Raw genomic sequence first — 15,885 nt, 5'->3', positions numbered from 1 at the left:
CGTCAGCCGATCGGCGTCGTCGTGTCGATCGCGTCGCGCAGCGGTCGGCGCATGAAGCGCCAGTAGCCGTTCGGGGTGAGGCGGGCGAGCACATCGACGAGCCGCGCCTCCCGGCCGACCATCGTGCGGGCCCGCCGTGCGAGGGTCGCCTCGACGATCCGCCGTGCCGCGTCGGCGGGCTCGGTGTGGTACATCGCCGCCTGCGCCTGCGCGGCCCGCTGCGCGACGGCCGGGTCGATGGATGCCGCGTACCGCCCGTGCAGGATGATCCCCGTCTTCACCCCCGCGGGGTAGATCGCGCCGACGCTCACCTCCGAACCCTCCAGCTCGTGCCGCAGTGCCTCCGTGAAGCCGCGCACGGCGTATTTGCTCATCGCGTAGGGGATGCGGCCCGCGGGAGCGGCCAGGCCGTAGATCGAGACGAGATGCGTGATGTGCGCGGCCGGCTCGCGCCGGAGCGCGGGGAGCAGCGCCTTGGTCATGTTCACGGTGCCCCACAGGTTGACGTCCATGAGCCAGCGCATCTCCGCCATCGTGAGCTGGTCGATGTCGCCGAGCATCGACGACCCCGCGCACGTGATGAGCGCCTGCACGTGAGGGTGGGACGCCTCGATCGCTCCCGCGAGGGCCGACACGGCGTCGTCGTCGGTGAGGTCGATCACGTGGGTCGTGTGGCCGGATCCGGTGAGGGAGACGGCGAGCGCCGCGAGTCCCTCCGCATTGCGGTCGAGAAGCGCGAGCCGCGCGCCCCGGCGGTCGAGCTCGCGGGCGACCTCGGCCCCCATGCCACTGGCCGCCCCCGTGATGACCGTCGTGCGGCCCCGCACGTCGAGCCGCAGCATCCTCGCCATCGTCCGTCCTTTCCTGCGCCGTCGCAGAGTCGTCCAGACGATTCTCGCCGACCGGGCGGCGGCGTCGTGACGCCTGTGGGTTCGATAGCCTCGATGGGGGAGGAGGCGCGCATGTCCCGCACGGCGGAAGCCATCGAGGAGGGCCTGTCGATCGCATCGGCGGCTGCGCGCCTCAGTGTGCGCAACCACATCCTGGTCGACGCGATCTCGAACGGCGCGACGTACGATCCCGAGCGCGTCGCGCAGTTCGCGCGGGAGACCCTCATCGCGCTCGCCGATGAGCAGGCGGATGCCGCGGCCACCGTCCGCCGCCAGCGCAAGGCTGCCTGGGGCAAGCACAGCGACTCCCACGGAACCCACGACTACCGCGACCGCGACACCCGCAACCTGCGGCGCCGGCAGCGCCAGTACGTCGGCGTCGCGAAGGAGCTGCGCCGTCGGGCCGACGACGCCGAGGCCGTCCGCGAACTCGTCGAGCAGGCGCGTGACGCGGCGTGGGGCGATGTCGAGGCCAACCTGCAGCGGCGCCTCAAGGTCGAGGGCATGCGCGCCGAGAGCGACCCCGACTACGACACGATGCGCGAGGCCCGCATGCAGGCCCTGCGGCTCGTCGACCTTCCCCGGCTGCGCGCTCACCGCCGCCGCCTCGACAAGGCCGAGAGCGAGCTCGCCGAGGGTCTCGGCCCGGCCTGAGCCGGCGATCTCGGCCCGGCCATTCGGCGGCGGCCTCGATTTCGCACCCCGGCTCGGCATCAGGTAAGCTCGCCTAGTGCCTCAGCGCCGACTCGTGCGGGGCACGTGCGCCCGTAGCTCAATGGATAGAGCATCTGACTACGGATCAGAAGGTTAGGGGTTCGAGTCCCTTCGGGCGCGCACTGTGTTGAGACAGTAACGAAAACCCGCGGATTTCCGCGGGTTTTCGTGTTCCCACGGACCGTCACGGCCGCTCGCGCGAGCGTCTGGCGAGCGTCTGGCTGGTGGTGCGCCGGAGCCGCGACGCCGGAGATCGCCAGTTCTTCGGAGCAGAACGGATGCTTCGCTCCGACATCGTGGCGATCTCCGACGTCGTGGCGGCTTGGCCGTCGGACGCGCGTCCCGCGCGGAGGCGCGCTGGGGAGTTGGGGTTGCTTGTGGCTGCCTTGTTCCGCGGGTGGCAGCCACCGGCGTCCCCGATTTGCGGGGCTGGGGAATTGGGGTCGCCTAGGACTGCTGAGCCCCGCGTGTGGCAGCCACATGCGTCCCCGATTGGCGACGGATGCCGCACCCCGGCCTCCGCGTGAGGGCCGGGGCGAGTCGGGCCGCTCATCGTCGAGCGAGCTCGGTCCTCGTCTCCTCGACCAGGGCGAGCATGGCCGAGGTCGAGGCCGGGTCGCTCTGCATCGCGCGCAGCTGCTGGGTCAGCGCGTCGAGCTGGGCGCCGAGCGCCGCTCCGACCTCCGCATCGTCGCCGGAGGCGGAGATGATCTCGGTGACGACCTGGACGAAGCGTCCGACGACGGCGGGATGCTCGGCCCCGTAGTGCCGCATGGGGCTGAGCGATCCCTCGACGAGCTCGCGTGTCGTTCGGGTCTTCGTCACGACGCAGAGCTGTCCGTCAGGGCCGCGCACGGCGCGGGGTGGCCGGGGCATCGCGAGCATCCGAACGGTGATCGCGCCGAGATGCCCCAGTGCGTCGACAGCGGTCGTCGGATCGTTCACGGCCGGCGACAGGGCGCGCAGGGCGATGTCGAGGATCTGCTGCACCCCGAAGTCGACATCCTCCGACGCCGTCCGCTCGTAGCCGATGGCGTAGGCGCTTCTCACCGCGTCTTCGATCGACCCATCGATCGCGCGCGCGTCGCCGTCGCCGTCGCCGTCGCCGTGCGAGTAGAACGCCAGGGGCGTCCCCTCGAGGACGTTCTCTCCGACCCGCTTTCTCAAATGGATGACGATGCCGTGGGCTGCGGCGGTGTGGGTGAGCCGAGTCAGATCCTCTCCCGTGACGAATCCGCTCGACCTCGCGAGGACGGGATACCTGCGGGGGTTCGACGGGATCTCGCCGGTATAGGCCGGAGCGCCCGCGTTGCGGTCGCCGACGAGATCGATCGCGCGATCCGTCTCGGCGTGGATCTCTTTGAGCATCGTCTCGACCCTGAGCTGCGCGGCCAGGTGAGCGAGGAAGAAGACCAGCATCATGACGCTCACGAGGGTCAGCGCGAAGGCGACGGTCACCGAGATGCGGGGCACGAACTCCGGGATGTCGCCCGTCTCCGAGCGCACCGACCTCAGCACGGTGAGCGAATACGCGAAGGTCCCCAGGAACGCCGCGAGAGTCCAATGCACCTGCGGGTCGCGGGCGAAGAGCCGGAGGACACGCGGGGAGGCCTGGCTGCTCGCCAGCTGCAGAGCGATGACCGTCAGAGAGAAGGTCAGAGAGGTCGCCGTGATGAGGGAGCCGGCGATGGATGACAGCACCGCACGTGCCGTCTCGGCGCCGCCGTTGAACACCGCGGAGTCCACTCCGGTCGGCAGGGTGCCGTCGACGAGCACGTCGATCCGCGGGAGCACGACGCCCAGGGCCACAGCGAGGACGATCGCCGCGATCGGGAGGGGCCACAGCCGCGTCCGCACGGACTCGGACAGTGCGGCCCACGAGCTGCGGAGACTGCTCGAACGGCCGGAGGAAACGTGGGCCTCAGGCATGGCGTGCGCGTTCGCGAGCGGGCCCGAGCGCATGGCAGGCAGCCGTCCGCGCCATCGAGTCGTCCATTCGAAGCGGCTCCTTCCGTGGGACCACCCTATGCAGAGGCCTGATCGATTCCGGCCGGGGCTTCCCGCAGCGGTCCGGTTTCCGTCGACACTCCGATCCGGAATGCTCTCGGCATCCGGCCGTACGCGTCCCCGATTCGCGGGGCTGAGGAGATCGGGGTCGCCTGTGGTCGCCATGGCGCGCGGGTGACAGCCGTACGCGTCCCCGATTCGCGGGGGGAGAACGGATGCCTCGCTCCGACGCGGTGGCGATCGCCGACGCTGTGCCGGGCGCGGCGCCGGCGGGCGGGTCGGCGGGGTCGACCTTGTCGGCGTCGGAGGAGTTGGGCAGACTTGCCCGAACGAGGCGAGGAGTCGGTGATGGCCGAAGAGCGCGGGGCGACGTCGCATGTGATCAAGCCGCTCACACCCGAGACGTTCCCGGCATGGCTCGCCCTCGCCGAGAAGCACAACGGCGTATGGGGCGGGTGCTACTGCTCGTACTTCCACGGCGACACCGAGCAGACGGTCAAGAGCGAGTACGACCGTGCGACGTTCAAGAAGCGGCTCGTGGACGAGGGGGTCGCGCACGCCGCCCTCGTCTTCGACGGCGACGATGCGATCGCGTGGTGCGAGTACGGCAGCCCGGCCGAGCTCCCGGGCATCTATCACCGCAAGCAGTACGACGCGGGTGAGGCCCATCCCGCGCCATGGCGCATCACGTGCTTCTTCGTCGACCGCGATCACCGCCGCTCGGGCGTGGCCCGCGAAGCCCTCGACGGAGCGCTCGGGCTGATCGCGCGGGCGGGAGGCGGCGAGGTCGTCTCGTTCCCCAACGAGCTCGTCCCCGGCAAGCGGACGTCGTCGTCGTTCCTGCACAACGGCACACGGGCGATGTTCGAGAAGGCCGGGTTCACCTTCGAGCGGCACATCGGCACGAGCAAGACCGTCATGCGGATCACCGTCCCGCCGGCGCCCTGACCCACCGAGCCCGCAGCCTGAGACACCCAAGGCCGAGAGGCCACCGGCACCGCTGGGTCAGCGGCAGCTCACTCGTGCTCCGGAAGGACCGGCGTCGACCAGCCGGCATCGCGCCCGAGGTGGACCGCCCGGGCGACGGCCTCGGTGCCGAAGCGGTCGCGCACGGCATCCAGAACCGTATCGAGGCGTGCCCCGTCGTCCCAGTCGAGGGGCAGCTCGGGTGGGGCGCTCTCGGCCGTCCCCAGTTGGGAGAGCGAGACGCCGATGAGGGTGATGCCGCGCTCCTCGATGTCGGGCATGGCGGCGGCGAGGAGGGCCTGCGCGAGCGACAGCACGACCGCCGTGCGCCGTGTTGCGAACCGCAGCGTGCGCGACCGAGTGGCCTTGGCGTAGTCGCCGTAGCGGAGCCGCAGCACCACCGTGCGGCACACCCGGTCGTGGTCCCGGAGGCGCCGTGCGAGCCGGTCGACGATCTGCGTGAGGATGACGTCGAGCTCCTCGGCCGTCCGCGGCCGGTTGCCCAGCGCTCGCTGCGACCCGATCGATCCGCGGCGGCGGGTGCTGTCGACAGGACGCGGGTCGCGCAGCCGCGCGAGGGCGTGCAGATGAGCCCCTGTCGCCTTTCCGAGCAGCCTCTCGGTGGTCGCTTCTTCGAGTTCGGCCAGTTCTCCGACGGTGTGGATGCCGAGGCCGTGCAGTTTCGCGGCGGTGACGGCGCCGACGCCCCACAGCCGTTCGACGGGAAGGGGGAGGAGGAACTCCTGCTCCCGCTCCGGTTCGACGATGAGGAGGCCGTCGGGCTTGCTCACGGCGCTCGCGACCTTGGCGAGGAACTTCGTACGGGCGACGCCGACCGAGATGGCCAGGCCCACCTCGGCGCGGACGCGTTCGCGCAGGCGCACGGCGATCTGCTCGGGGGTGCCGGCGATGCGCCTGAGACCGCCGACCTCGAGGAACGCCTCGTCGATCGAGATCCCTTCGACCAGCGGCGTGGTGTCGCGGAAGATGGCGAAGACGTCCTTGCTGGCGGCCGAGTATGCGGCCATCCGCGGCGGGACGACGACGGCGTGCGGGCAGAGGTCACGGGCCTGCCGCCCCCCCATCGCGGTGCGCACGCCGAAGGCCTTCGCCTCGTAGCTCGCCGCCAGCACGACGCCGCCCCCGACGATGACCGGCCGGCCGCGGAGCTCAGGCGCATCCCGCTGCTCGACGGACGCGTAGAACGAGTCGAGATCGGCGTGCAGCACGGTGGCCTCGCTCCGCATCGCGCCCTCCCCTCGGCCCCCGGATCCTCAGGATCCTCGCACGCACCACCGACATGGATCGGCCGCGTCTGCACGCACCCGACACACACCGGGCGTGCTTTCACCCGCCGCGGGTGACCACTCTGTCGCGCGCCCCGGAGGGTGGAGAGAATCGCACCGTTCGGGGGTTCGCGTGGACCGCGAACGTCCGGCGGATCACACATCGGGCCGCACGTGCACCCTTCGAGTGCCGCAGGGGCCGCACGGGACAGGAATCGAAGGAGAACGCAATGAGCACGAAGAACCTCGCGCTGGTGGTCGGCTCGTACGACGACACCGAGGCGGCGTCGCACGACTACAAGGCGCTGCGCAACGGGCAGGACTCCGGCGGGTACGAGGTCATCGGTGCCGTCGTGCTCGTGCGAGACAAGAACGGCAAGGTCGAGGTCAAGGAGCACGGCGACAAGTCGGTCGGCCACGGTGCGGCCTGGGGTGCCGGTGCAGGCGTCGTCGTCGGGCTCTTCGCCCCGCCGCTTCTGGCTGCCACGGCCGTCGGCGCGGGTATCGGTGCGATCCTCGGCAAGATCAAGAAGGGGCGCGAGGAGAAGAAGCTCTCGGACGACCTCGACGACTACCTCGCACCCGGAACCTCCGCGGTCGTGGCCGTCGTGGACGACAAGTGGGCAGACCGGGTCGAGAAGGCGCTCGATCGCGCCGACAAGCGCATCACCCAGGCGATCGACGCCGATGACTACGAGAAGCTGCAGCAGGCCATCGCGAAGTCGGCCGACGACATCGTGGAGCAGATCAACTCCTGAGGTCGTCAACCGTTCGGGGAGATCCCGCGTCGCGGATCGCGGCGCGGGATCTGGGGATTTCGGATGCCGCGCCGAAGCGCCTCGGTCGCCTGCGGGTTCCTAGGCTGGGGGGTGTGAGCCCACGCGCCGTCGACCTGCGACACTGCCCGACGTGCGGCGAGCCGCTCAGATTCGAGATCCTCGACGACGAACGGTTCCTCGTGGCATGGTCGTGCGTCGACTGCGGCCTGGTGCGGACCACAGAGCCCGGGTGATGCCCTTCATCGAGGCGCGCATCCCGGGCGCACGCCGAGCCTCGCCGCCCCCAGGGCGGGGGCCGCGACGCGGCTCGGTTCCTGATCGCCTCGGATAATGAGGAGGTGGAGTCCTGGGAGATGCGCGCGTGGTTCGAGGACTACCTCGACGCCTGCAACCGCCACGATCTCGACGCGATCCGGTCGTTCGTCGACCCCGCGGTGCGCCGGTCGCATCTTCCCGGAGGAGCGGATGCCTGGATCTCGGACGTCGATGATCGCTTCCGCGCTTTCCCGGACTGGCGTTGGCGTCGCATCCAGCTCGTCATCGAGGACGACCGCATCGCCGCGCATCTGCGGGGAAGCGGTACTCACGTCGGCGCCTTCCGTGGCATCGCCGCCACGCGCCGCCACGCCAACATCGCAGAGTTCGGGATGTACCGGGTGACTGCCGGACGCATCACGGAGTTCTCGGGCGCGAGCTTCGAGTTCGAGCTGATGGCCCAGCTGCAGGGCGCGGCGCTCTAGGCCGCGCCGCCCCCCGCACCGCGCACCGGCCGCCGGGTCCTAAGAGTCGAAGCCCATCCCGATGGCGTCCATGGTCTTCAGGAACAGCCCGCGCCGCCCCTCGCGGTGATCGGCCCGGTCCATCGCGGTCTTCATGAGCGCGACCCCGATCGAGGCGGCCGGCTCCGGCGGGAAGGGGATGGGGGTCTCGCGCACCATCCTCAGCTCGGTGCGCTCGGTCTTCTCTCCCGAGAGCAGGTCGAGCATGACGTCGGCCCCGAATCGGGATGCCCCGACCCCGAGGCCCGTGAAGCCCGCGGCGTACGCGACCCGGCCCTTGCGTGCGCGCCCGTAGAACGCGCAGAAGCGCGAGCACGTGTCGATCGCACCGGCCCACTTGTGGGTGAAGCGCAGCCCCTCCAGCTGCGGGAAGGTCGTGAAGAAGTGGCTCGCGAGCCGCGCGAACGACTCGGGGCGGTCCTCGTATCGCGCCCGGATGCGGCCGCCGGGGTGGTACACCGCGTCGTAGCCTCCGAAGAGGATCCGGCCGTCTGCGGTCTGGCGGTAATAGTGGAACTGATTGGCGAGATCGGCGATCCCCTGCCGCTCCGCCCAGCCGATGGCGGCGCGCTGCGAGGCCGTGAGCGGCTCGGTCATCAGGACGTAGTCGTAGACGGGCACGGTCAGAAGCCGCGTGCGCGCGAGCAGCGACGGGAAGACGTTCGTCGCGAGGGCGACGCTGCCTGCCCGCACCGATCCGGCAGCCGTCCGGACGACCACAGCCCCCTCGCCGCCGTCTTCGAGACGGGTCACCCGCGAGTGCTCGAAGATCTCGACGCCGAGGCTCACGGCGACGCGGGCGAGCTCCATCGCGAGCTTGGCGGGGTGGACGAGCGCCGTCTCGTCGCGCTCCCACGCGCCGGCCAGATACGTGGGGGAGTCGACGAGCGCGCGGGTGGCCGCGGCATCCAGGAATCCCTCCTCTTCTGCCAGCCACTCGACCTGATGCGGCTCGACGGCGACGGAGAGCGTGCCGGTGCGTTCGAACTCGGCGTCCATGCCGTACCGCTGGACGGTCTCGCCGATCTCGTCGAGGTTCCGGCGCCCGAGCGCGTCGAGCGCCGCGAGCTCTTCGGGCCAGCGGCGGAGGCCGTTCTCTTGGCCGTGCGTGAGGCTCGCCTCGCAGAAGCCGCCGTTGCGTCCCGACGCGGCCCAGCCGACGCGTCCCGCGTCGAGGACGACGACCGTGCGCCCCGGGTCGCGTTCCTTCGCGCGCAGCGCCGTCCACAGGCCGGTGTAGCCGGCACCGACGACCACCAGGTCGGCGGCATGCGATCCCGTGAGGGACGGATGCCGCGGCCGGGCGACATCGTCGAGCCAGAACACGCTCTGCCTCGTCGTGGCGAGGGAATGCGCCACGACGCTCGGCCGCGGGGCGCGTCGCTCGAAGACGGTCTGCATGGCGGGCGGCCTTCCGGATGCCTCGGCGGCGGTCGCTCGAGGATTGCGGCGAGTTTAGGGCAGATCACACCAACCGCGCGGGCGCCGGACGGCTCCGCGGGTCTAGCGTGGCGCCATGCAGCACGACTCGGCTCGGCGGCCGGCGAGCGCGACGCGGGAACGCGTGCTCGACCTCGTCTTCCTGCTCGGCGTGCTGTTCAAAGGGATCGACGGGGCCTTCGAGCTGGTCGCGGGCGTCGCACTGCTCTTCCTCTCTCCCGTGCAGCTGCAGGACGTGGCGCGGTCGCTGACCGCGCATGAGCTCGCGCAGGATCCGCACGACCTTCTTGCGAACCTGCTGTTGGCCGGGGCCGGCAGCCTCGATCCGGCCTCCGCGACGTTCCTCGCGCTCTATCTGCTGCTGCACGGGGTCGTGAAGCTCGCGATCGTGGCAGCGCTCCTCCTCGGCTCGCGCCGCATCTACCCCTGGGCGATCGGTGCGCTGACGCTCTTCCTCGTCTACCAGGTCTACGAACTGGTGGTCGCGCCGAGCGTCTTCGTGCTCGTCCTCACCCTCTTCGACGCCGTGATCATCGCACTGACGTGGCGCGAGTGGCGGCACGGGCGAACCCTCCGCGAGACGATGCGCACCACGGTGGACTGGGTGTTCCGGCGTTCGGCGCCCAGGCCGTGACGAGGCATCCGGAAATCCTCCCGCGTGCCGCAGGCGGCCCCGGAGGTTTTCTGAGAGCCCTCTGAGGATGGGCGCTCACACTGGAGTCATGACGGCTGTCGCAGAACGGGTGCTCCAGGCACCGCTGAGGTCGCCGCGACCCGTCGGCGCGCTCCGGCCGCTGGCGTGGACCGCGGTGCTCGTCGGCCTGTTCGCGACCGCCGTGAGCGTCGCGGGCTCGTGGATCCCGTCGCTGTGGGGCGACGAGGCGGCGAGCGTCCTGTCGGCGCTGCGGCCGCCGGAGTCGCTCGTGGCGATGCTCGCCCACGTCGATGCCGTGCACGGGGCGTACTACTTCTTCCTGCAGGGATGGGTCGGGGTGTTCGGTGCGGAGCCGTTCACGGTGCGCTTCCCGTCGGCTGTCGCCGTCGGCGTGGCTGCGGGGGCCGTCACCTGGCTGTGCGGACGCTTCGGATCGCTGCGCTTCGCCGCGGTCGCGGGACTGTTCGTGGCGATCCTGCCCCGCATGACCTACGCGGGGGAGGAGGCGCGGGCGTACGCGTTCGATGCGGCGATCGCCGCGCTCCTGTGCGTCGTGGTCGTCGAGATCATGAGACAGGATGCCCCGTCCCGCCGCTGGTGGATCGCGTACGGCGTCGTGCTGGCCGCCGGCATCTACACCTTCCTGTACCTGGGGCTCATGATCGCCGTCGTCGGCGTCGTGCTCGCCCTCGACCCGCGGAGCCGCTCGCAACTGCGCCGCTGGGCGATCGCGTCGGGCATCGCCATCGTCGCGGCCTCACCCGTGATCGTCCTGGCGCTCATGCAGCGCCAGCAGATCGCCTTCCTCGAACACCGCGACCGCGTCACGCCGACGACGGTGCTCGTGGGGATGTGGTTCGGCGCTCTTCCGTTCGCGATCATCGCGTGGGCGCTCATCGTCATCGCGATCGTCGGCCTCGCCAGGCGCGGCCGTCGCCGGGTCGGCGGCAGCCTCGAGATCCTCGCGGTCCTCTGGCTGATCCTTCCCATGGGACTCCTGATCGCGGTCGGCCCGATCACGGCGATCTACACGCCGCGCTACGGCACATTCTCGGCCCCGGCGGCGGCGATCCTCATGGCGTGCGGCGTCCGCGAGCTCGCGCGCAACCGGTGGGCAGCGGCGCTCGTCGTCGCCGCCACGGTCGCCCTCGCCGTCCCCGTGTGGGCGGGGCAGCGCGAGCCGTTCGCGAAGAACAAGTCCGACTGGAACGAGATCGCCGCCACGATCGACGCGCACGCGCGCCCGGGCGACGCCATCGTGTTCGACGACTCCGTGCGGCCGTCCCGGCGTCCGCGGCTGGCGCTCGACACCGACCCCGACGCGTTCCGGGGCCTGACCGATGCGACCCTCAAGACCCCGTACAGCGACAGCTCGTCGTGGCATTCGTCCGACTACTCGGTCGCCGAGGCCGCCGAGCTCGGCCGCTTCACCGGCGTAGACCGAGTATGGGTCGTGGAGTACATGACCAAGGGCGAGCCGAATTCGTACGGCATCGCCGACCTCGAGGCGCTGGGCTACCAGCAGACCGACGAGGTGCAGCTGCACAGCACCACGGTGCTGCTCTTCACGCGGCCGTAGCGCCGACGGGTGCTGCCGCCGGCGCGGCGGGCGCCGAGGCGCGGAACGACGGCTGGTGCGTCGAGGCGCTACCGGCGGTGCTCGTTGGAGCCGGCGGCGATCGGCACCCCGATAGCGCTCACGGCCATGAGCAGGCCGATGATGTACACGAGGGCCTGGAGCTCAGGCAGCGAGAACGAGATGCCCATCACGACCATGCCACCGACCAGCAGGATCGCGTAAACGATGAACAGCATCCGTCACCTCCGGGAGCGGGCGGTTGCCGGCGCCTCATGCGCCGCCGCCGTCTCTCCCATGGTACGCAAACGGCGAGGGAGTCCGCAGGACCCCCTCGCCGCAGAGCGAGCCGTCAGGCGCCTCGCCTGATGTAGCGGAGGAGGCCGATGATGATCGCCACGACCAGGATGACGATCCCGATCCATAGCAGGAACTTGGCGGCCTCGACGAAGAGCCCGAAGAGGAGGAGGACGACGCCGACGATGAGCAGAATCACAGCGAGTGCGGTCATGCACCGACTTTCCCACGACCGCGAGGCGGGCGAAACCCCTTGAACGCGCGGCGCTCTTATGCAAGACGCGCCGAGCGGATCACGGCAGTGGTGTCACGCGCAGCCAGACGAATCCGTGGGCCGCGAGGGTGAGTCCCTCACGCAGATCGCGGGGCGCTCCGTTGAGGAGATCGGATGCCTCTGCCCCGAGCCCCGAGAGGGTCAGTGCATCGATCTGCACCGGCTCGTCGGCGACGTTCGCGAGCACGAGCACGCGGTCGGCCGCCGCGTCGCGCCCCGGCCGCTGGTAGCCGACGACCGACGCGTGCGGAGTGTGGAACGGGATGAGCTCGTTGCCGGCGAACTCCGCAGTGCCGCGACGGACGTCGATGAGCTGCGTCAGCCTCGAGAAGACGCGGCCGGCGGGGGTCGAGGCATCCGTTCTCTGCTCGTACGCCCGCGCAGGACGCCGCGGGCGATGCACCCAGCGGCTGTCGCCCGCGGTATCGGGGTCGTCGGCGTAGGAGTAGTCGTTGAGCTGCGCGACCTCGTCGCCGAGATAGAGGAGGGGGATGCCGCCCGTCGACAGGGCGAGGGCGTGGGCGAGGATGACGCGGTCTTCCCCGCCGTCGTCGCCGGCTTCGATGCCCGCCAGTGACGCCGTCGTGCCCGTGACGCGGGCGTCGCCCGTCTTCGGGTTCTCCTGGAAGGGCACGCCTCGCGCGAAGGTTCCCGGGACGCGTCCGACGTAGAAGTCGTTGAGGAAGCGCCGGTGGCTGTAGGCGTCGATGCCGAGGGCCGCGGCATCCTCGTCGGCGAACGTCCATCCGATGTCGTCGTGGCTGCGGACGTAGTTGACCCACGCCGTGCCTTCAGGCAGCGCGTGCCGCTCGTCGAGCGCCTTCTGCAGCAGTCGTGCGTCGCGCGTCGCGAGCGCCTCCCATGTCAGCGCCATCTGCAGCGGGTTGTACGACAGCTGGCACTCGGCGGGTGAGATGTACTGCACGACCTCGTCGGGGTGGACGATCGCCTCCGACTTGAAGAGCAGTCCCGGCGCGGCCATCCGCAGCACGGCGTTGAACGCCCGCAGGAGGAGGTGCGCCTCGGGGAGGGATTCGCAGGCGGTGCCCAGGCGCTTCCAGATGAAGGCCACGGCATCCATCCGCAGGATCTCGACGCCCTGGTTCCCGAGGAAGAGCATCTCACCGGCCATCGCGCGGAAGACGGCGGGATTGGCGTAGTTGAGATCCCACTGGAAGTGGTAGAACGTCGCCCAGATCCACCGGCCGTCTTCGAGCTGCACGAACGCGCCGGGGTGGTCGTCGGGGAAGATCTCGCGGACCGTCCGCTCGTAGGCGTCGGGCATCGTGCGGTCGGGGAAGATCAGGTAGAAGTCCTCGTAACCCGGCTCGGCGGCCACGGCCTTGCGCGCCCACTCGTGCTCGTTGCTGGTGTGGTTGAAGATGAAGTCCACCACGAGCGAGATGCCCGCGAGGCGCATGTCGGCGGCGAGCGCGGCGAGCTCTTCCATCGTCCCGAGCGCGGGGTTCACGCGGCGGTAGCTCGAGACGGCATAACCGCCGTCGCTGTTGCCCTCGGGGCTCTCGAAGAGCGGCATGAGGTGCAGATAGGTGAGGCCGAGGTCCTGGAAGTACGGGATCTGCGCGCGGATGCCCGCGAGCCCGCCCGCGTAGCGGTCGACGTAGCAGACGCCGCCGAGCATCTGCGGCGCCTCGAACCATGCCGGTTCGGATTCGCGCAGATCGTCGCGTGCGCGCAGCTCGAGCGGGCGGGAGTGCCAGGATGCCGCGGCCAGCGCCACCACCTCGGCGAGCGCCTCGCTCCCGTCGGCGCGCTCGCCGTACAGCGTGCGGAACAGCCCATGAAGGGTCGGGAAGTGCTCCTCGAACCGGCGTGCGAAAGCGGCGTCGAACGGGCCTGCCGCCTGCTCGGCGCGGGTGCGTGCGACCTCCCGATCGATCGAGACGTCGTCAGCCAGTACGGTCATGTCACCTCCGTGCCCGCGATGCTAGCGTGAGCGGCGGCCGGCGTGGCGCCGCCCGCGCTCGCCGCCCGCGCTCGCCGCCCGCACGCCGCCGACCGGCGGGTGCGCGTCCGTTCGTCCGGAGGTGTCATGCAACTCGTCCAGATCGCCCAGCACGCCGAAGACCTCGAACGTGCGGCGGCGTTCTATCGCCTCCTGCTCGATGCCGAGCCGACGGCCCTGTTCGACCCGCCGGGGCTCCTCTTCTTCGACCTCGACGGCGTGCGGCTGCTGCTCGATCGCAATGCGCCCTCGTCGCTGATCTACCTGCGCGTCGACAACGTGCACGAAGCCATCGAGCGCCTGGGTGCCGACATCCACGTCGTGACGCGTCCGCACCTGATCTTCACGCATGAGGACGACGTCCTCGGACCGGCCGACCACGAGGAGTGGCAGGCGTTCATCCGAGACTCCGAGGGCAACCTGCTCGGGCTCATCGCCTTCCAGCCGCGCTGACCGGTGTCGGGCCGGCCGGGCGGTCGCGTGGCCGGACCCGCCGGATTCGCGGCGGCCGGCCCGGCCTGCTCGATGCGCGGCGGCCGGCCCGGCCCGCTTTCGTGTGGCCGCCCGGCTGAACGATCGGTCAGTAAACTGGGCCGGATGAGCGCTTACGTTTCGGCGTTCGAGCTGTTCTCCATCGGTGTAGGACCCTCGAGCTCCCACACGGTCGGCCCCATGCGGGCCGCCCGCGACTTCGCCACGCGGCTGCGAGAGGCGGGCGTGATGCCCCGCACCGCCCGCGTCGCCTGCACCCTCTACGGCTCCCTCGGTGCGACCGGAATCGGCCACGGCACTCCCGACGCGGTCGTCGCGGGTCTGCGCGGTGAAGACCCCGCGACGGTCTCGCCCGATGCCGTTCGGCGCGCCTGGAGCGACTGGCCCGGCGGCACGCTGCTCCTCGCCGGCTCGCACGAGGTCGGGTTCTCGAAGGACGACATCGGCTTCGCGCCGCGGACACGGCTGCCGGGGCATCCGAATGCCATGACACTCGTCGCCTTCGACGCCGACGGCGGCGCGCTCGCCGAAGAGACCTACTACTCGATCGGCGGAGGCTTCATCCGGCGCGACGGCGAGGAGGTGCGCGTCGCTGCCCGGTCGTTCCCCTTCGCCTTCGACACGGCCGAGGAGCTGCTCGCGCTGTGCGCCGAGCACGGGCTCACGATCGCCGAGGCCGCGCGCCGCAACGAGGAGGCGTTGCGCAGCGAAGCGGAGGTCGCGGCGGGGCTCGACGAGATCTGGGATGCGATGGCATCGTGCATCGAGGCTGGGCTCGCCGCCGACGGCGAGCTTCCGGGCATGCTGCGGGTCAAGCGCCGTGCCGCCGCCATTCGCGAGCAGCTGGAGGATGCCGAGGCCGCCGGACACCGCGAGCTTCCCGGGGAGTGGCTCGGCGCCTTCGCCCTGGCCGTCAACGAAGAGAACGCGTCGGGCGGACGCGTCGTGACCGCGCCGACCAACGGCGCGGCGGGCATCCTCCCGGCCGTGGCGATGTACTGGTGGCGCTTCCTCGCCGACTCCGGCCTCGGCGTCGGCAACGCCGTCACGCCGCACGGCGAGCTCGTCGGGAGCGCGCTGCTGGGGTTCGCGGCGTCGCCGCGGCGGGGGCCGGGGGCGGCCCTGGTGGCCGGTGCAGCGCTGCCGGACGACGCGGTGCGCGATGCCGAGTCGGTGCCCGGCGACCCCGCGCTCGACGAGGAGGCCGTCGCCGAGGCGAACCGCCGCCGAGGCATCCGTCGCTTTCTGCTCACCGCGACCGCGCTGGGGTCTCTCTCCAAGGCGAACGCCTCGATCTCGGGGGCCGAGGGCGGGTGCCAGGCCGAGGTCGGGTCGGCGTGCGCGATGGCGGCCGGCGGCCTGACCGCGGTGATGGGCGGCACGAACCGCCAGATCGAGAACGCGGCCGAGATCGCAATGGAGCATCACCTCGGCCTCACGTGCGACCCGGTCGGTGGGCTCGTGCAGATCCCGTGCATCGAACGCAACGCGATCGCGGCCTCGACGGCGGTGACGGCCGCGCGCCTCGCGCTGCGCGGTGACGGGTCGCACTACGTCTCGCTCGACGCCGTCGTCGAGACGATGCGGCAGACCGGGATCGACATGTCGCACAAGTACAAGGAGACGAGCGAAGGCGGCCTCGCAGTCAACGTCATCGAGTGCTGACGAGGGGTCGCCGCTTTCGGCGCCGTCTCGCACGGGGGTGTTCGCCGTGCGCGAAGCGTTGGCACTCTCTGGGGCCGAGTGCTAATCTGAGGGTAGTTG

General features: G+C 70.9%; 15 protein-coding genes and 1 tRNA gene. 9 read left to right on the top strand and 7 right to left on the bottom strand.

Annotated features, from left to right (window positions below):
* Positions 1-2: 2 nt before the first annotated feature.
* Positions 3-851, bottom strand: coding sequence for an SDR family NAD(P)-dependent oxidoreductase (locus ACSBPH_RS07455; protein ID WP_442576953.1), 849 nt, complete (start codon positions 849-851; stop codon positions 3-5).
* Positions 852-962: 111 nt separating this feature from the next.
* Between ACSBPH_RS07455 and ACSBPH_RS07450 the strand changes: the two genes are divergently transcribed.
* Positions 963-1,544 (top strand): asparagine synthase, encoded by a 582-nt coding sequence (locus ACSBPH_RS07450; protein WP_442576952.1) that lies wholly within the window; start codon positions 963-965, stop codon positions 1,542-1,544.
* Positions 1,545-1,651: 107 nt separating this feature from the next.
* Positions 1,652-1,724, top strand: a tRNA-Arg gene (locus tag ACSBPH_RS07445).
* A gap of 429 nt (positions 1,725-2,153) precedes the next feature.
* Here ACSBPH_RS07445 and ACSBPH_RS07440 read toward each other — a convergent pair.
* Positions 2,154-3,533 carry a DUF2254 domain-containing protein gene (locus ACSBPH_RS07440; protein ID WP_442576951.1) on the bottom strand — a complete coding sequence of 460 codons (1,380 nt, stop codon included), beginning with the start codon at positions 3,531-3,533 and terminating at the stop codon, positions 2,154-2,156.
* Between the two features lie 426 nt (positions 3,534-3,959).
* Between ACSBPH_RS07440 and ACSBPH_RS07435 the strand changes: the two genes are divergently transcribed.
* Positions 3,960-4,559 carry a GNAT family N-acetyltransferase gene (locus tag ACSBPH_RS07435; protein ID WP_442576950.1) on the top strand — a complete coding sequence of 200 codons (600 nt, stop codon included), beginning with the start codon at positions 3,960-3,962 and terminating at the stop codon, positions 4,557-4,559.
* A 68-nt stretch (positions 4,560-4,627) separates the two neighbouring features.
* Here the strand turns inward: ACSBPH_RS07435 and dinB are convergent, their stop codons facing one another.
* Entirely contained in the window at positions 4,628-5,824 is a 1,197-nt protein-coding gene (gene dinB, locus ACSBPH_RS07430; RefSeq protein ID WP_442576949.1) for a DNA polymerase IV, read from the bottom strand.
* Positions 5,825-6,093: 269 nt separating this feature from the next.
* Here dinB and ACSBPH_RS07425 point away from each other — a divergent pair, with 269 nt between their 5' ends.
* Positions 6,094-6,621 carry a DUF1269 domain-containing protein gene (locus tag ACSBPH_RS07425; protein ID WP_442576948.1) on the top strand — a complete coding sequence of 176 codons (528 nt, stop codon included), beginning with the start codon at positions 6,094-6,096 and terminating at the stop codon, positions 6,619-6,621.
* A 359-nt stretch (positions 6,622-6,980) separates the two neighbouring features.
* Complete coding sequence (locus ACSBPH_RS07420) at positions 6,981-7,382, top strand: ester cyclase (RefSeq protein WP_442576947.1); 402 nt, start codon at positions 6,981-6,983, stop codon at positions 7,380-7,382.
* A gap of 39 nt (positions 7,383-7,421) precedes the next feature.
* Here the strand turns inward: ACSBPH_RS07420 and ACSBPH_RS07415 are convergent, their stop codons facing one another.
* Entirely contained in the window at positions 7,422-8,822 is a 1,401-nt protein-coding gene (locus ACSBPH_RS07415) for an NAD(P)/FAD-dependent oxidoreductase (protein WP_442576946.1), read from the bottom strand.
* Between the two features lie 115 nt (positions 8,823-8,937).
* Between ACSBPH_RS07415 and ACSBPH_RS07410 the strand changes: the two genes are divergently transcribed.
* Together ACSBPH_RS07410 and ACSBPH_RS07405 are read left to right on the top strand one after the other, a co-directional pair.
* Complete coding sequence (locus tag ACSBPH_RS07410) at positions 8,938-9,495, top strand: DUF2127 domain-containing protein (protein WP_442576945.1); 558 nt, start codon at positions 8,938-8,940, stop codon at positions 9,493-9,495.
* Between the two features lie 88 nt (positions 9,496-9,583).
* Complete coding sequence (locus ACSBPH_RS07405) at positions 9,584-11,095, top strand: glycosyltransferase family 39 protein (RefSeq protein WP_442576944.1); 1,512 nt, start codon at positions 9,584-9,586, stop codon at positions 11,093-11,095.
* A gap of 68 nt (positions 11,096-11,163) precedes the next feature.
* On the opposite strand, the gene ACSBPH_RS07400 is transcribed toward ACSBPH_RS07405, so the two are convergent.
* From ACSBPH_RS07400 to ACSBPH_RS07390, 3 genes are all read right to left on the bottom strand, one after another.
* Complete coding sequence (locus ACSBPH_RS07400) at positions 11,164-11,331, bottom strand: hypothetical protein (RefSeq protein ID WP_442576943.1); 168 nt, start codon at positions 11,329-11,331, stop codon at positions 11,164-11,166.
* Between the two features lie 113 nt (positions 11,332-11,444).
* Entirely contained in the window at positions 11,445-11,603 is a 159-nt protein-coding gene (locus tag ACSBPH_RS07395; RefSeq protein ID WP_442576942.1) for a hypothetical protein, read from the bottom strand.
* A 79-nt stretch (positions 11,604-11,682) separates the two neighbouring features.
* Positions 11,683-13,590 carry an amylosucrase gene (locus tag ACSBPH_RS07390; protein WP_442576941.1) on the bottom strand — a complete coding sequence of 636 codons (1,908 nt, stop codon included), beginning with the start codon at positions 13,588-13,590 and terminating at the stop codon, positions 11,683-11,685.
* 126 nt (positions 13,591-13,716) lie between these two features.
* On the opposite strand from ACSBPH_RS07390, the gene ACSBPH_RS07385 reads away from it, so the two are divergent.
* Both ACSBPH_RS07385 and ACSBPH_RS07380 read left to right on the top strand, forming a co-directional pair.
* On the top strand, positions 13,717-14,082 hold the full coding sequence (locus tag ACSBPH_RS07385) for a VOC family protein (RefSeq protein ID WP_442576940.1): 366 nt from the start codon (positions 13,717-13,719) through the stop codon (positions 14,080-14,082).
* A 144-nt stretch (positions 14,083-14,226) separates the two neighbouring features.
* Positions 14,227-15,786 (top strand): L-serine ammonia-lyase, iron-sulfur-dependent, subunit alpha, encoded by a 1,560-nt coding sequence (locus ACSBPH_RS07380; protein WP_442576939.1) that lies wholly within the window; start codon positions 14,227-14,229, stop codon positions 15,784-15,786.
* The last annotated feature ends 99 nt before the right edge of the window (positions 15,787-15,885 follow it).

The organism is Microbacterium sp. F51-2R, assembly GCF_052180235.1.
GTDB lineage: Bacteria > Actinomycetota > Actinomycetes > Actinomycetales > Microbacteriaceae > Microbacterium.
Note: the sequence above shows the minus strand (reverse complement) of the source record. Positions and strands in the feature narration are given on the sequence as shown.

Bases quoted from the DNA above. Each gene is read 5' to 3' on its own strand.
- ACSBPH_RS07395 (WP_442576942.1), bottom strand. From the start codon at position 11,603: ATGACCGCACTCGCTGTGATTCTGCTCATCGTCGGCGTCGTCCTCCTC.
- ACSBPH_RS07425 (WP_442576948.1), top strand. From the start codon at position 6,094: ATGAGCACGAAGAACCTCGCGCTGGTGGTCGGCTCGTACGACGACACC.
- dinB (WP_442576949.1), bottom strand. From the start codon at position 5,824: ATGCGGAGCGAGGCCACCGTGCTGCACGCCGATCTCGACTCGTTCTAC.
- ACSBPH_RS07415 (WP_442576946.1), bottom strand. From the start codon at position 8,822: ATGCAGACCGTCTTCGAGCGACGCGCCCCGCGGCCGAGCGTCGTGGCG.
- ACSBPH_RS07400 (WP_442576943.1), bottom strand. From the start codon at position 11,331: ATGCTGTTCATCGTTTACGCGATCCTGCTGGTCGGTGGCATGGTCGTG.
- ACSBPH_RS07390 (WP_442576941.1), bottom strand. From the start codon at position 13,590: ATGACCGTACTGGCTGACGACGTCTCGATCGATCGGGAGGTCGCACGC.
- ACSBPH_RS07410 (WP_442576945.1), top strand. From the start codon at position 8,938: ATGCAGCACGACTCGGCTCGGCGGCCGGCGAGCGCGACGCGGGAACGC.
- ACSBPH_RS07455 (WP_442576953.1), bottom strand. From the start codon at position 851: ATGGCGAGGATGCTGCGGCTCGACGTGCGGGGCCGCACGACGGTCATC.
- ACSBPH_RS07435 (WP_442576950.1), top strand. From the start codon at position 3,960: ATGGCCGAAGAGCGCGGGGCGACGTCGCATGTGATCAAGCCGCTCACA.
- ACSBPH_RS07385 (WP_442576940.1), top strand. From the start codon at position 13,717: ATGCAACTCGTCCAGATCGCCCAGCACGCCGAAGACCTCGAACGTGCG.
- ACSBPH_RS07440 (WP_442576951.1), bottom strand. From the start codon at position 3,533: ATGCCTGAGGCCCACGTTTCCTCCGGCCGTTCGAGCAGTCTCCGCAGC.
- ACSBPH_RS07450 (WP_442576952.1), top strand. From the start codon at position 963: ATGTCCCGCACGGCGGAAGCCATCGAGGAGGGCCTGTCGATCGCATCG.
- ACSBPH_RS07380 (WP_442576939.1), top strand. From the start codon at position 14,227: ATGAGCGCTTACGTTTCGGCGTTCGAGCTGTTCTCCATCGGTGTAGGA.
- ACSBPH_RS07405 (WP_442576944.1), top strand. From the start codon at position 9,584: ATGACGGCTGTCGCAGAACGGGTGCTCCAGGCACCGCTGAGGTCGCCG.